Source organism: Streptomyces sp. NBC_01233 (assembly GCF_035989305.1).
Lineage (GTDB): Bacteria > Actinomycetota > Actinomycetes > Streptomycetales > Streptomycetaceae > Streptomyces.
This window is the reverse complement of the sequence record NZ_CP108514.1, coordinates 8,726,078-8,740,841: the sequence shown is the minus strand read 5'-3', so window position 1 is coordinate 8,740,841 and position 14,764 is coordinate 8,726,078. Positions and strand designations below refer to the sequence as shown.

General features: G+C 71.8%; 11 protein-coding genes and 2 pseudogenes. 8 read left to right on the top strand and 5 right to left on the bottom strand.

Translation table 11 applies throughout. The features are described from left to right. The first annotated feature begins 1 nt into the window (after position 1). Together OG332_RS40695 and OG332_RS40690 are read left to right on the top strand one after the other, a co-directional pair. Positions 2-640 (top strand): DUF4142 domain-containing protein, encoded by a 639-nt coding sequence (locus OG332_RS40695; RefSeq protein WP_327418156.1) that lies wholly within the window; start codon positions 2-4, stop codon positions 638-640. A gap of 9 nt (positions 641-649) precedes the next feature. Then, positions 650-2,032 (top strand): DUF1996 domain-containing protein, encoded by a 1,383-nt coding sequence (locus tag OG332_RS40690; RefSeq protein WP_327418155.1) that lies wholly within the window; start codon positions 650-652, stop codon positions 2,030-2,032. A gap of 216 nt (positions 2,033-2,248) precedes the next feature. Here OG332_RS40690 and OG332_RS40685 read toward each other — a convergent pair whose 3' ends face one another. Beyond that, the gene (locus tag OG332_RS40685; RefSeq protein WP_327418154.1) at positions 2,249-3,550 is read right to left on the bottom strand and encodes a PucR family transcriptional regulator; all 1,302 of its coding nucleotides are present in this window, start codon (positions 3,548-3,550) and stop codon (positions 2,249-2,251) included. A gap of 597 nt (positions 3,551-4,147) precedes the next feature. On the opposite strand from OG332_RS40685, the gene OG332_RS40680 reads away from it, so the two are divergent. The 5 genes from OG332_RS40680 (at position 4,148) to OG332_RS40660 (ending at position 9,869) form a co-directional block, all read left to right on the top strand. Next, on the top strand, positions 4,148-4,963 hold the full coding sequence (locus OG332_RS40680) for a hypothetical protein (protein ID WP_327418153.1): 816 nt from the start codon (positions 4,148-4,150) through the stop codon (positions 4,961-4,963). Beyond that, a complete protein-coding gene (locus tag OG332_RS40675; RefSeq protein ID WP_327418152.1) occupies positions 4,960-6,408 on the top strand; it encodes an NADH-ubiquinone oxidoreductase-F iron-sulfur binding region domain-containing protein in 1,449 nt (482 codons plus the stop codon). The genes OG332_RS40680 and OG332_RS40675 overlap by 4 nt, the downstream gene beginning before the upstream one ends. 136 nt (positions 6,409-6,544) lie before the next feature. Continuing rightward, a complete protein-coding gene (locus OG332_RS40670) occupies positions 6,545-7,522 on the top strand; it encodes an SCO0930 family lipoprotein (protein ID WP_327419522.1) in 978 nt (325 codons plus the stop codon). A gap of 111 nt (positions 7,523-7,633) precedes the next feature. Next, positions 7,634-8,155 (top strand): hypothetical protein, encoded by a 522-nt coding sequence (locus tag OG332_RS40665; RefSeq protein ID WP_327418151.1) that lies wholly within the window; start codon positions 7,634-7,636, stop codon positions 8,153-8,155. Positions 8,156-8,297: 142 nt separating this feature from the next. After that, positions 8,298-9,869 (top strand): alpha/beta hydrolase, encoded by a 1,572-nt coding sequence (locus tag OG332_RS40660; RefSeq protein WP_327418150.1) that lies wholly within the window; start codon positions 8,298-8,300, stop codon positions 9,867-9,869. A gap of 53 nt (positions 9,870-9,922) precedes the next feature. On the opposite strand, the gene OG332_RS40655 is transcribed toward OG332_RS40660, so the two are convergent. After that, on the bottom strand, positions 9,923-10,372 hold the full coding sequence (locus tag OG332_RS40655; RefSeq protein WP_327418149.1) for an SRPBCC family protein: 450 nt from the start codon (positions 10,370-10,372) through the stop codon (positions 9,923-9,925). Positions 10,373-10,576: 204 nt separating this feature from the next. Further along, a pseudogene (locus tag OG332_RS40650) lies at positions 10,577-11,248 on the bottom strand (malate synthase A); the annotation flags it as partial. A 35-nt stretch (positions 11,249-11,283) separates the two neighbouring features. Here OG332_RS40650 and OG332_RS40645 point away from each other — a divergent pair. After that, positions 11,284-11,877, top strand: a pseudogene (locus tag OG332_RS40645) (short-chain fatty acyl-CoA regulator family protein); the annotation flags it as partial. Positions 11,878-12,067: 190 nt separating this feature from the next. Here the strand turns inward: OG332_RS40645 and OG332_RS40640 are convergent. Both OG332_RS40640 and OG332_RS40635 read right to left on the bottom strand, forming a co-directional pair. Beyond that, entirely contained in the window at positions 12,068-12,481 is a 414-nt protein-coding gene (locus OG332_RS40640) for a PaaI family thioesterase (RefSeq protein WP_327418148.1), read from the bottom strand. A gap of 55 nt (positions 12,482-12,536) precedes the next feature. Next, entirely contained in the window at positions 12,537-14,561 is a 2,025-nt protein-coding gene (locus OG332_RS40635; protein ID WP_327418147.1) for an NADPH-dependent 2,4-dienoyl-CoA reductase, read from the bottom strand. Between the last annotated feature and the right edge of the window lie 203 nt (positions 14,562-14,764).

The window sequence follows — 14,764 nt, the reverse complement described above, 5'->3', positions numbered from 1 at the left end:
GGTGGCCACGAGATACACGATCGGAAGCGGTGTCGTCATCGCCGCGCTTGCGCTCACCCTGATCGCACTGCTGATACCCGTGGACAGGTTCGGCAGCAGCGCCCAGGCCGCCGTCGCGGCTCCCGCGGGCGACGACGACGGCCTCGGAACGATGAGCACGGCGTACGGGCCTCTGACGGCCGCGGACCGGGACTTCGTCCGCAAGGTACGGCTCGCCGGCCTCTGGGAGCTGCCGGCAGGACGGCAGGCCCAGCAGCGCGGGACGCGTCCCGCGATCCGCACGGCCGGCGAGCACCTCGTCGACGGCCACACCGAGCTGGACCGGCAGGTCATCCAGGTCGGTCAGGCCCTCGGCGTCGATCTGCCCAACCAGCCCTCCGCGCAGCAGCAGGAGTGGCTGGGCCAGCTGACCCGCGCCAAGGGGGATGAATACGAACGACTGTTCGTCCAGCTGCTGCGCCGAGCGCACGGAAAGGTCTTCGCACTGCTGGCAGGAGTGCGGGCGCAGACCCGCAACTCCATGGTGCGAGCCCTCGCCACGTCCGCCAACGCCACGGTCCTGGACCACATCACGGTCCTCGAAGACAGCGGACTGGTCGACTTCGACACGCTCTCCGACAATGTCCGACCGACGAAGTGAAGTGATCGCATGAGTCAAAAGGGCCACAAACGCCCCCGGTTGTCGAACAAGCTCCTGGCCGTGGTCTCCGCCCTCGTGCTGGGCGGTGGCGGTGTCGCCATCGTCGCCGGAAACGCGTCCGCGGGGCAGGAGGGCGGCCGCGCGACGCAACTGACGGCGACCATCGACTGCCCCGACGTCGGGGAGAAGATCACCGCCGTACCCGACCAGGCCAAGGCCGAGGTGGACGCGGGCCTCGCCAAGCTGGACGACCAGGTGGCCGATGCCTACCGGCGGCTCGCGGCCGGCGAGGCCAAGGGCGACGCCCTCCTCGGCGAGCTCAAGGAACAGCGGGACAAGACCATCAACGGCATGGCCGACGCGATCGGCAAGGGCGGTCAACCCCCCGCGGAAATAAAGCAGTTGAGCGGCTGCGCAATGAAGGAGGCACCTGCCGCGGACGACGCTCAGGCTCAGGCTCAGGGGGGCGGCGAGCAGAGCGCCGCCGCCAAGAGCGGCGCCGCGCAGAAGGGCGGTCCCTCGCGGAGCGACTTCGTCAACATCACCAAGATCAAGCCGAACGTCCGCACGCCCGCTGCCGCGGGGAACGCCTCCAAGGGGTCCTTCAGCTCGCAGTGCGGCCGCAACGAGAACGGCCACTTCAACCCCGACAACGTGATCGTCGCCCCCGGTGTCTCCAACGGCGCCCACCACATGCACGACTACGTGGGCAACAAGACCACCGACGCCTTCTCCACCAACGACAGCCTCGCCGCCTCCGGCACCACCTGCGGGAACGGCGACCAGTCGAGCTACTACTGGCCCGTGCTGCGGCTGCGCGACGGCAAGGCGGAGAAGGACGCCAAGGCTCCCGGCGGCGGCCAGGACGCCAACGTGGGCACCATCCTCAAGCCAAAGCAGGTGTCGATCACCTTCAAGGGCAGTCCCGTCGGCAAGGTCACCGCGATGCCCCGCTTCCTGCGCATCATCACCGGTGACGCCAAGGCCTTCACCAACGGCAATGCCAACGCCAACGCCTCGTGGAGCTGCACCGGATTCGAGAACCGCCAGTTGAAGGACAAGTACCCGGTCTGCCCCAAGGGCAGCGACGTGGTGCGCACCTTCACCTTCCAGAGCTGCTGGGACGGCAAGAACGTCGACAGCGCCAACCACCGGACGCACGTGGCCTTCCCGGACAAGAACGGCCGCTGCCAAAAGGGCTTCAAGGCCATTCCGCAGCTGGTGATGCGCCTCACGTACGGGGTGGCGCCGGGTGCCCGCTTCGCCGTGGACAGCTTCCCCGAGCAGCTGCACAAGCCGGCGACCGACCATGACGACTTCATCAACGTGATGTCGAACGGCCTGATGAACAAGGCCGTGGGCTGCATCAACGACGGGCGCACCTGCCGCTGACCACCCTGGTCCGCACCGGTCCGGTTCCTCGCGATCCGGGCCGGTGCGGACCCCTTTGCTCCCGGGCCCGGCGCTCCCCTCCCCCACCCACCGCGCCCGGCCCGGGAAAGGTGTTGGCCCGGAGCCGACTTCGGGCCAACACCGCATGCACGAGCAGCCCGGCCCGGCCCCGTCGTCACGGGGCCGGGCCGGGCTGCTCGGTGGTTCAGTGGCCGTTCAGAGGCCGTTGACGCGGGCCATGCGCCCGACGACCACGGGGGTGAAGTCCGCGGTGATCACGCGCGCCGCCCTGCGGCTCACGCGCGAGTGCTGGCGCCGCACCTGGGCCATCAGCCGACGGCTGCGCAGGGCCATCTCCAGTTCGAAGCGGGTACGGGGGTCGCGCAGGCCGGTGCCGAAGAGCTTCTCCAGCTGGCGCATCCGGTAGCGCACGGTCTGCGGGTGCACGCTCAGGGCTTTGGCGGCCTCGGGGGCGCCGCCGCCCTCCAGCCAGGCGAGCAACGTCACCTCCAGGCGCTCGCTCTGGCGCGGGGTCAGGTCGGCCAGCGGCCGCAGCCACCGGGCGGCCAGCGCGTGGGCGAGCGGTTCGTCCTGGAGCAACAGCAGGGTCGAGAGGTGGTCGTCCACGAACACGGCCCGCAGCTCCAGGCCCGGGCGGGCGGGCGTCAGAGCGAACAGCCGCAGTGCCCAGCGCAGCGAGGAGGCCGTGTCCCGGAGCGGGACCGCGTGGCCGACGGCCGCGAACCGGCCGCGCAGCAGCTGGTCCAGAGGGGCGCGGCTGTCGGGGTCGGTGCTGGGGACCAAGAGGCACGGCCGGCCCGCGAACGCACCGGCGAGGGCCTCGGGCAGTACGGAGGCGAGCTGCTGGGCCTCGCCGGGCGTGGCCGGCACGATGGCCCGTACGGCCGGCGGGAGGGGCCAGCCGGCCGCCTCGGCGAGCTCGACGAGGGAACTCTCGGAAGCCGCCCGGTCATCGGTGAGCGCCTTGAAGAGGTCCTCACGTGCGCGGTCGCCGTCGCCGGAGCTCTCGCGGGTAGCCGCTCGAACTCCCTCGCGCACGCCCTCGTACCGGCCCTCGTGCGTGACCTCGCACTCGTCGTTCCTCTCGACCGTGATTCCGGCCTTGATCCGGGCCTTGGTCTCGGCCCTGGTCTCGGGCCTGGTCCCGGGCCTGGTCCCGGCCGCGACTTCGCCCGTGTCCGTGTCCGCGATGTCGTCCTCACTCTCGTCCGGGTCCCAGTCCGGGCCCTCGTCCCGGTCCTGGTCCTCGTACTTGTCCGGTGTCTGTTCCCGGGTGTGCTTCTGATAGCCGAGCGCGGTGAGAAGAGCCTCTTCCACGCACTGCCTGAGCAACTCGTCATCGATGGCATCGTTGTCATCGATAAGTGCGGAAAATTCCGGAATTCCATGCAGAAGCTCCTCCACTATCTCGGCGGCCAGCGCGGGCATTTCTTTGCGCAGGACGCGGGTCCACTCGCCACGCGGGCGGGACCAGATGCGGTTCAGAAGTTCGCACATCGTTTCCTCGTTCGTGCCGGGGTGAGGCTTGTCCGGGGAAGAGCGACAAGCCCGCCGAGGTTGCCCCCCACGCCAACAACGTTGTCTGACACGGGAGTTGCGGCCCTCGTACTCCCTCCTGGAGAGGTCCGGCCACTTACGGCCCCTTGATTTTGCGGTAATTTTGCCGTCGGGGACGCGTAGGTGACAGGCGGCGCGGTGGCCAGTCGCAACCTCCGCTGGAGGGGAATCTTCCGGTGTTGTTCGATGCGTCGGAGACGCGGTGCGAGAAATTATCACGTTTCGATAAATCCTGTGGAGCTGGTGTGCAGCTCCACGATGCTGCTGCACTCCGGCCCCAAGTTCCCTCGGCCGGCGCGGAGTTTCACAGCGCTGCCGGGCACAGAGGACACAACGACCCCCGGGTGCCCGAGCGCCAGGTGGAGTGCTCGGAGCCCAGGCGCACAGGAGAACTGGATGCCCCTGCCCCAGCCTCACATGCCCCGCTCACACAGAGCCCGCCGCAGAAGCCGTCACGCGGCAGCGGCACCGGCCGCCGGCCGGCGGGCCGTTCGGCGGCCCTCCCTCCTTCCCACCGCCGGCAGACTGCGCCCCGGCGTGATCTGCGCCGCCGGCGCGGCCATCGTCTCCTTCGCCGTGGCCGCCCGCGCGGGCGCCCTGACCCATCTGTGGGACTTCCTCGACTACGGGGCGGGCGTGCTCTCGCTCGTCTCGCTCACCTCCACCGTCCTGTGGGGGCTGGTGGCCAGCGACGGCCGACTCCTGCTGGGGTCGGGCCACCGGCTGCTCGCCCAAGGCGTGCACCGCGGCCTCGCGGTGGCTGGGCTGGGCTTCCTGGCCCTCCACATCTGGGTCAAGATCGCGGAACAGCGGACGACGGCGGCTTCGGCTGCGGTGCCGTTCACGGACGTCGGCCAGCCGGTCCTGATCGGCCTCGGCTCGCTGGCCGGATACCTCTTCCTTGCCGTGGCGGTCTCCGGTGCGGTGCGCAGCGCCTTCGCCACCAAGGGCCGCTCCCTGTGGTGGCGGGCCCTGCACTTCGGGGCCTATCCCGCATGGGGCGCGTCCCTGGTGCACGGGCTGAAGGCGGGCCGGCCCGCCGACGTCTGGGTCACGGCGGCCTACGCGCTGTGCCTGGCCGGTGTCGCCGGAGTGCTCGCCTTCCGGCTCAAGTCCCGCATAAGCGACGTGACCTCCCGACCGCCCACCCCACAAGCCGTTACGCAGCCGCCTGTTGTGCTGGCGGCCGTGCCCCGGCCGAGGAGGGGCACGCGTCCGGTCCCGTTCGACCGGCCCGCGGCGCCGCCCCGGCCCGACGACCCGCCGCGTACCGCCGTGTACGCGCGGGGCCGGGCCGGCGGCGGCCGCGGCACGGTGGAGGAGCAGTTCGCCACCCGGGAGCAGCGGCTGTGACCGGCGACCCTCGCCCCAGCCTGGGCTGCGTGGGCGCCCCCAGGCTGCTGGCGGGGCTCGACCAGGCCCCCCGGCTCGAGCGCGTCGCCCATCTGACCACGCACGGCTCGCTGCCCCGGTACCGGCCGGACGAGCTCGTCGACCTCGCCGACAACATCGACCTGCGGGGTCGTGGCGGGGCGGGCTTCCCCTTCTCCCGGAAGCTGCGCGCAGTCATGCGGGCCGCCCGGGGGCGCGAAGGGCAGACCGCCGTCGTCGTCAACGGCAGTGAGGGCGAGCCGAGTTGTCTCAAGGACACCGCACTGCTGTTGCACGCCCCGCACCTGGTGCTCGACGGAGCCCTGCTGGCCGCCGCCGCGATCTCCGCCGAGGACGTCGTGGTCGGGGTCACGAGGACGGACGTGGAGCAGTCGGTGAGGGCCGCCGTCGCGGAACGCGGCCCGGCCGGACGCCGGGTTCGGGTGGCGCTGCTCCCCGAACGCTTCGTCACCGGAGAGGGAACCGCCCACATCAACGGCTTGAACGGGGGTGAGACGCTGCCGTCCGGGCAGAAGGTGCGGACCAGCGAGCGAGGACTGAACGGCGTACCCACCCTGCTGTCCAACACCGAGACCTTCGCCCAACTCGCCGTCGCCGCACGGCTCGGCGCGCTGGACTACCGCACGGCCGGTCTGCCGGCGGAGCCGGGCACCGTCCTGCTGACCGTCGCCGGCGCCACCGTCGTCGAGACACCGACCGGGGCCGCGCTGTCGTACATCCTGGAACTGTGCGGCACCGGTCCCGGTCAGGGCGTACTGGTCGGCGGCTATCACGGCAAATGGCTGGATCCGGCGTCCGCCCGCGCCGCGGAGGTGTCCCGGCAGTCCCTCGACTCGCTCGGCGCCCGGCTGGGGGCGGGGGCGGTCCTGCCGCTGCCCGAGGACACCTGCCCTGCCGGCGAGGTGGCACGGGTGACCCGCTGGATGGCGAAGGAGTCGGCCGGCCAGTGCGGGCCCTGCGTACGGGGGCTGCCCGCACTGGCCGACGTACTGGAGGACGCGATCCGAGGAGGGGGCGCAACCGCCCTCGAAACGGTGGAAGCGCGGCTCAAGGCGGTCCTGGGGCGCGGCGCGTGCAGTCATCCCGACGGTACCTCGCGCTTCGTGGCCTCGGCGCTCAGCGTGTTCCCCGACGAGTTCCGGGACCACGCCCTCGGCAGCGGGTGCGGCCGACGGGTGCTGGGGGCGCTGCCGCTGCCGCAGGACGAGAGTCCGGAGCGGCTGGTCGTGGACTGGACCCTGTGCAAGGGGCACGGGCTGTGCGTGGACATCCTGCCCGACGTCGTACGGCTCGACGCGGACGGCTTTCCGGCGCAGGCGTCCATGCCGGTGCCGGGACGGCTGCGGCCGAAGGCGCTGCGCGCGGTGCGCCGCTGCCCGGCCCTCGCCCTGCGCATCCAGGACTGAACCATTGCGCCGGGTTCAATCTTGGCGCGATCTGACAAATTCCCAGGGAATTCCGCTTCCACCGCTCGGAGCCCCGTATCAATTACCGGGGGCAAGAAAACGCGGAACCGAACCTGAAGGAGAGATCGTGAAGAGGATGCGTCGTGAGATATTCGCCGGGTCGGCGGTCGCGGTACTACTGATGACTGCCGCATGCGGCACCGGAGACAATTACTCGGGAAAGGGGAGCTCGGTCCAGCCGGTGGGCGACAGCAAACAGGTCGGGAACGGCTACGACGACGTCTACGGAAGCGGATCCGGGGCCGACCCGGGCGCGGCCGGCAAGAGCGGCCCGGCCGGGCAGCTGAAGGTGCAGGACGTCGCGGAGGTCGGCGAGGGCGTCACCGACAGCGAGGGCTTCACCCTCTACCGGTTCGACAAGGACACGCCCAAGCCCCCCAAGTCCAACTGCGAGGGGGACTGCGCCACGGCCTGGCCCGCCGTGGCCGCGGACGACGCCACGGCCGGTGAAGGCATCGACAAGGCCCTCCTCGGTTCGGTCGCACGGGCCGACGGCACCCGGCAGCTGACGCTCGCGGGACGGCCCGTGTACCGCTACGCGAAGGACACCAAGGCGGGCGACGCCCTCGGCGAGGGCGTCGGCGGAACCTGGCACGTGCTGGGGCCCGGCGGGAAGCCGGCCGCTCCGGCCAAGGGCGGAGCGGACAAGGGCGAGGCGGACAAGACCGGCGAGGACGGCGCGGCGGAGCAGCTCACCGAACTCGCCGTCAATCAGAATGCCGAACTCGGCCCCATCGTCTCGGACGCGGAGGGCCGGACGCTCTACCGGTTCGACAAGGACAGCGCCTGGCCGATGAAAATCGGCTGCGTGGACGCCTGCACGGACACCTGGAAGCCCGCCAAGCCGGTCGACAAGGCGAATGTGAAGGGAATTGCCGCCGAATTGATCGGCAAGGTGAAGCGGCCCGACGGCAGTGAGCAATTGACGATCGACTGCTGGCCTGTCTACACCTTCACCGGTGACAAGGAACCCGGGGACATCAGCGGACACAACAACAAGGGCCTCTGGTTCGCCGTCACCGACAAGGGCAAGAAGGCGAAGGTGGCCGGCTAGGACCGGACCGGTCTCTCCCGGCGCAGCCCCCCTGCCCCCTCGACGCGTGGTGCCCGGGCCCTCCCCTCCCGGGCACCACGACCCCCGTCCCGATCAGCCAGTGAGGTCGCCATGCCCCCGTCCACCTACCGCCGCACCCGCCGGACGGGCCGTTCCCGCACGGCCTTCGCCGCGCTGTGCGTCACGGCTCTGCTGTGCGGCGGCTGCGGCGCCGGGAAGGCGGCCGCGCACCGCACCCCGGCGTCCGAGCACCAGACCTCGATCGAGGAGATCGCCACGGCCATCGGCTGCACCGCCGAAGTGAGCGTGGAGGCCGACGAACTGCGGCAAGGGGGCTGCGAGACCGGGCAGGGCGGCCCTTACCGGATGGTCACCTTCGCCGCCGAGAAGGGGCTGCGCTCCTGGCTGGCCGAGGCCCGGAACTACGGCGGCATCTATCTGGTCGGGGACCGGTGGGTCGTCACCGCCCGTTCGGAGGATGCCCTGGCGGCGGTGCGCGGCCGGCTCGGCGGGTCCCTGGAGACCGGCGACACGCACGCCGGCCCCTCAGAGCACGCCGGCCCCTCAGAGCACGCCGGCCCTTCCGAGCACGGCGACCCCGCCGCGCACGCCGCCCCCTCCGCCCGTCCCTGAACCACCACGGCGTGTCGGCCAGTTGTTCTGATTTCAGCTCATTCGTGAGGAGCACAAGGCACGACCCTTCGGGATGATTCGGCAGGTCTCCGCGTACAACAAGGTTGATCTGTAAGCGACTTCACCGAGAGGAACCGCCTTCGTGCGCCTGAAACGCTTCGCACCACTGCTCGCCGCCGCCGGGCTCGTCGCATCCACCGTGCCCCTGCTGTCCGCGACCCAGGCATCGGCCGCCCCGGCATCGGACCACCTGCGGCAGAAGCCCGCCTGGCACCGCTGCAGCCCCGAGCTGCCGGCCTCGTACGAGTGCGCCACCCTCAAGGTGCCGCTCGACTACCGGCGTCCCGACGGGCGCACGATCGACCTCGCCATATCCCGCATGAAGAGCGAGAACCCGGCCAAGCGGCACGGCGCCATGCTGCTGAACCCCGGCGGCCCCGGCGGTTCCGGGCTCGACCTGCCGCTGATGATGAACGAGGCGATGCCCAAGGAGGTCCGCGAGCAGTACGACCTCATCGGCTTCGACCCGCGTGGTGTCGGCGCCAGCAGCCCGATCACCTGCGGACTGAACGACGCCGAGCAGAGCTTCCCCCGGGCCTACCGTCCGGAGACCTTCGGCTCCGACGTCACGTGGGCGCGCACCGTCGCCGACAAGTGCCGCGAGAAGGCCGGTTCGGTGCTTCCTCACATCACCACCCGCAACACGGCACGCGACATGGACACGATCCGTGCGGTGCTGGGCGAGCGCAAACTCTCGTACCTCGGCTACTCGTACGGGACCTACCTCGGCGCGGTGTACTCGCAGATGTTCCCGGACCGCACGGACCGCTTCGTGCTCGACAGCGGTGTGGACCCGCAGCGGATCTGGCGCGGCATGATCCAGGTCTGGGCCACCGAGGCCGAGCCCGCCTTCGCGCGGTGGACCCAGTGGGCGGCGCAGCGGTCGGCGGAGTACCAGCTGGGTGACACGCCGAAGGCCGTGTCCGAGACCTTCTGGGGGCTGGTGGCGCGCGCCGACAAGGAGCCCATCGACCTCGAAGGCACGAAGGTCGACGGGGACATGATCCGCTCCACGCGCGCATTGTTCTTCTACCCCGCGCAGGCCACTCCCGTGGTCGTGGCCCTGAAGGCCGCGGCCGAGGCCAAGCCGCTGCCCGCGGGCACGACCCTGACGGAGATGAAGCGGCTGCTGACCGGCGCGGCGGCCGAACCCGCCTCGGACAACGGCACGGCCGTCTTCTGGGCGGTGGCGTGCGGGGACACCGGCAGCTGGCCCCGCTACACGGAGCAGTACGAGCGGGACGCTGCGAAGGACAAGGCGAGGTACCCGCTGTACGGGGACTTCGCGTCCAACATCGTGCCGTGCGCCTTCTGGGACCGGCCGGTCGAGGCGGCCACGCCGATGAACAAGAAGGCGAATGTCCTGACCGTGCAGAACGAGTGGGACTCACAGACCCCGCTCGTCAGCGGGCAGGGCCTGCACCGCGCGCTCAAGGGCTCGCGGATGGTGCTGGCGGCCGGCGGTGAGGGCCACGGGGTGTACCTCGCCGACCCCACCTCCTGCGCCAACGCGCCGGTCCACGCGTACCTGACCACGGGCGAGCTGCCCGCCCAGGACGTGACCTGCCAGAACCCGGCGGGCGCTGCCGAGCAGCGCGGGTCCCTGGCCCCGTCGAAGCCGCTGCCGATCCCGGCCGGGCCCGGGCGGTTCTGACTCCGTCCGGATGACGGTCGGCCGGACGGAAGGTCGGAAGGTCGGCCGGACGGTCAAGCGCGGGACGCCTCCGCGGCAGCCTTGATACGGCGGCCGAAATCGGGGGCGTCCTTGCGCGCGGCGCTCAGCGCGAAGCCGACGAGCAGCTTGCCGAGGCCGTGGCCGTGCAGGGTGTTGAAGATCCGGACCCGGGTGCGGCCGCCGGGGAGGCCTTCGAGGTCGTAGCCGCCCTCGGCGGTGACGAGGTTCTTGCTCTGCTCGGTCCAGCGGATCAGGTGCGGCGGCTCGAAGCCGACGATGCGGAACTCGCGGGCGGTCTTCATCCCGGCGTCCTTGACCGTGCTGCGGAAGACCGTGCCGAGGGCCGTGGGGCCGTCCGGGGTCCTGGTGATCTCCTGGACGCGCGGGCTGAAATCCGGGTCGTTGCGCCCGTCGGCGAGGTAGGCGAAGACCTCCTCGACGGGCCGGTCGATCTCGACGCTCGCCTCGAACTGTCCGGACATGTCGGCTCCTCGGTGTGACTGCACCCTGTGATCCACGATCCCAGAGCGCCACCCCGTGCGCGCGCCGACGGCGGCCGGCGGCGCCGTGCCGGCGGGGACGGGTGGGTCCTGGTGCGGACGGCTGGGTCCCGGTGATCGCTGGTGGGACCGGGGCGACTGCGGTGTCGATTCCGGGGACGCCGATGCCCGGGACGGGAACGGTGCTCATGAGCGGGCCTGCGGGTGACGGACCAGGTGGCGCGCGTACGCGTCCGGGGTGAAGAAAGCCGGCAGCTCCCGCGCGAGCGCCGTGCGCTCGAAGACGGCGGCGGCCTCGGCGACCAGGGCGTCCGGCTGCTCCTTCGCGAGCGCGGCGCACTCCGCGGCGAGGATCTCCCGCACGCCCTCGCGGTCGGCGGTGCCGTGCCGCAGCCACTGCCAGAGCTGGACCCGGGCGATCTCCGCGGTCGCCGCGTCCTCCATGAGGCCGTACAGGGCGACCGCTCCGCTGCCGCGCAGCCAGGCGTCGAAGTACCTCAGCGCGACGGCGGTGTTGGCGCGGATCCCCTCCGGGGTGGGCGGGCCGCTGATCCGCCGGACCGACAGCAGGTCGGCGGCGGTGACGTGGACGTCCTCGCGCAGCCGGTCGAGCTGGTGGGGCCGCGCGCCGAGCACCCCGTCGAAGACCTCGCGGCAGACGGGGACGAGTCCGGGGTGGGCCGCCCATGAGCCGTCAAACCCGTCCTCGGCCTCGCGCTCCTTGTCGAGGCGGACCTTGGCGAGGGCGGCGGCGTTGGCCCCGGCGTCCTTGCCGGGGACGTGGGCGGCCATGCCGCCGATGGCGTGGGCGCCCCTCTTGTGGCAGGTACGGACGAGGAGTTCGGTGTACGCGCGCAGGGTGGAGACCAGGTCGAAGTAGCCGGTGCCGACCTCGCGCTGTCCACACGGCCGCGGAGGAGTTCCGCTACGACATCGAGCGGCTCACCGACCACTTCGGCCTCGGCTACGAAACCGTCTGCCACCGCCTCAGCACCCTGCAACGACCCAGGCTGCGCGGGGTGCCCTTCTCCTTCGTCCGCGTGGACCGGGCCGGGAACATGTCCAAGCGGCAGTCCGCCACGGGCTTCCACTTCTCCCGGGCGGGCGGCACCTGCCCGCTGTGGAACGTCTACGAGGCCTTCGCCGCGCCCGGCCGCATCCACGTCCAGGTCGCGGTCATGCCCGACGGGCAGCGCCACCTGTGGACCGCCCGCGCCGTCACCCGCCACCGGGGCGGCTGGGGCGAGCCCGGCAAGACCTTCGCCATCGGCCTCGGCTGCGAGATCCAGCACGCGTCCCGCCTCGTCTACTCCGACGGGCTCGACCTGGACAACACGGCGGCGGCCACGCCCATCGGCATGGGCTGCCGCCTCTGCGAGCGCCTCGACTGCCCCCAGCGGGCGGTCCCGCCGCTCGGCCGCACCCTCGCCGTCGACGAGAACAGCATCACCTTCATCCCGTACCCGGTCACCGCGGAACGCGGCTGAACGGCGCCCCGGGGCGGCTCAGTCCAGCCGCCGGGAGGATCCGGAGTGCGCCGCGCCGCCGACGGCGTCGGAGATCTCCCGGCTGCTGAGCGCCTCGGCGGAGAATTCGGCCGCGGTGACGACCGGGACACCGGCGACGGCCTCCAGAAGGAGGGGATGGCGGCCTTCGTGGACAAGCGCCCGCCGGGGATCAGCCGAGCAGGGCGTAGACCGTCGAGGCCGTGGCGGCCGGTTCGTCCGAGCCCTCGGGGGTGAGCGTGATGTCGGCGAAGGCCATCCGCTTGCCGAGCTTGGTGACCCGGACGTGGATCAGCACGTCGGCCCCCACCACCGGCCGCTGGAAGCTCGTCGACTGCTGGACGGTGGTCATCGGCCCGTACCCGCCGCGGGCGGCGGAGATCGCGATCACGGTCGCCGTGTCGGCGGCGGCCATCATGGCCTGCCCCGAGAGGCCGCCGCCGTCCCGGGCCAGCTCCCCGGACCAGGGCAGGCGCAGCACGGCGTGCCGCTCGCCCGTCTCCTGGACGGTCAGTCCGAGGGCGAGCACCCAGGGGGCGAAGTTGTCGGCGAGGATCTTGTCTGCGTCTGCGGCTGAGAACGTCACCGGGAAATTGTGGCGGCCGGGCCGGACCGCCACAATCCCCTTCGGCCGGCGGATCTCAGAGCGCGGCGGCCAGTTCCGTGCCCTGCCGGATGGCCCGCTTGGCGTCGAGCTCGGCGGCCACGTCGGCGCCGCCGATCAGGTGCGCCTCGACACCGGCCGCGCGCAGCGCCTCGTACAGGTCGCGGCGCGGCTCCTGGCCGGTGCACAGGACCACCGTGTCGGCGGGCACGAGGCGCTGCTCCCCGTCGACGGTGATGTGCAGGCCCTCGTCGTCGATCCGGTCGTACGCGGCCCCGGCGACGGACACGACCCCGCGGTGCTTGAGCTCCGCGCGGTGGATCCAGCCGGTGGTGGTGCCGAGACCGGCGCCGACCTTGGTGGCCTTGCGCTGGAGCAGGTGGACGCGGCGCGGCGGCGCGGGGCGCTCGGGCTTCGCGAGCCCGCCGGGGCCGGTGTACTCGGTGTCCACGCCCCAGTGGCGGAAGTAGACCTCGGGGTCCTGGGAGGCGCCCTCGCCGCTGTCGGTGAGGAACTCCGCGACGTCGAAGCCGATGCCGCCGGCGCCGACCACGGCGACGCGCTCGCCGACGGGGGCGCCGTCGCGCAGCACGTCGAGGTAGCTGACGACGTTGGCGTGGTCCACGCCCTCGATGTCGGGGGTGCGGGGGGTGACGCCGGTGGCGACGACGACCTCGTCGAAGCCGCGCAGCATCTCCACGTCGGCGCGGGTGTCGAGGCGGACCTCCACACCGCTCTCCACCAGCTGGGTGCCGAAGTAGCGGATGGTCTCCTCGAACTCCTCCTTGCCGGGGATGCGGCGGGCGACGTCGAGCTGGCCGCCGATGTGACCGGAGGCCTCGAAGAGGGTGACGGCGTGGCCGCGTCCGGCGGCGGAGACCGCACAGGCGAGACCGGCCGGGCCGGCGCCGACGACGGCGACGCTCTTCTTCGTGCGCGTCGGGGACAGGACGAGCTCGGTCTCGTGGCAGGCCCGCGGGTTGACCAGGCAGCTGGTGATCTTGCCGCTGAAGGTGTGGTCGAGGCAGGCCTGGTTGCAGCCGATACAGGTGTTGATGGTCTCGGAGCGGCCGGCCGCGGCCTTGGCGACGAAGTCGGCGTCGGCCAGGAAGGGGCGGGCCAGCGACACCAGGTCGGCGCGCCCGTCGGCGAGCAGCTCCTCGGCGATCTCCGGCGTGTTGATGCGGTTGCTGGTGACGAGCGGGACGCTCACCGCGCCCATCAGCCGCTTGGTGACCCAGGTGTAGGCGCCGCGCGGGACGGAGGTGGCGATGGTGGGGATGCGGGCCTCGTGCCAGCCGATGCCGGTGTTGATGACGGTGGCGCCGGCCGCCTCGACCTCCTTGGCGAGGTGGACGACCTCGTCGAGGGTGGAGCCGCCGGGGATGAGGTCCAGCATGGACAGGCGGTAGATGAGGATGAAGTCCTCGCCGACGGCCGCGCGGGTGCGCCGGACGATCTCCAGCGGGAAGCGGACGCGGTTCTCGTACGCGCCGCCCCAGCGGTCGGTGCGCTTGTTGGTGGCGGCGACGATGAACTCGTTGATCAGGTAGCCCTCGGAGCCCATGATCTCGACGCCGTCGTAGCCGGCGAGCTTGGCGAGGCGGGCGGCGCGGACGAAGTCCTCGACGGTCCGCTCGACCTCGATGTCCGTGAGCTCGTTCGGCACGAAGGGGCTGATGGGGGCCTGGAGGGCGCTGGGGGCGACCAGGTCCTTGTGGTAGGCGTAGCGGCCGAAGTGGAGGATCTGCATCGCGATCTTCCCGCCCTCGGCGTGCACGGCCTCGGTGATCACCCGGTGCTCCGCGGCCTCGTCCTCGGTGGTGAGGCGGGAGCCGCCCTCGAAGGGGCGCCCGGCGTCGTTCGGGGCGATGCCGCCGGTGACGATCAGGCCGGCGCCGCCGCGGGCGCGCTCGGCGTAGAAGGCGGCGAGGCGCTCGAAGCCGCCCGCGTGCTCTTCGAGGCCGGTGTGCATCGACCCCATGATCACGCGGTTCGGCAGGGTGGTGAAGCCGAGGTCCAGGGGGCTCAGCAGGTGCGGGTACCGGCTTTGGGAACTCATGAGGGGCGCCTCCTCGCGCGGGGGTGATGAACCTGTTCTAGCGAGGGGCGGCGGGTTTTGCAACTAGGTGCATAACCAGATGCCCGCCCACTGCCCCGCCATCCCGGGCCCGTAGGGCCGGACCCTCCCGCACCTGTGGCGGAGTTCACGCCGTCGAGGCCTCTGCGGCCGGGCCCGGCGGACTGCCGGGCCGCCGGCGTCGG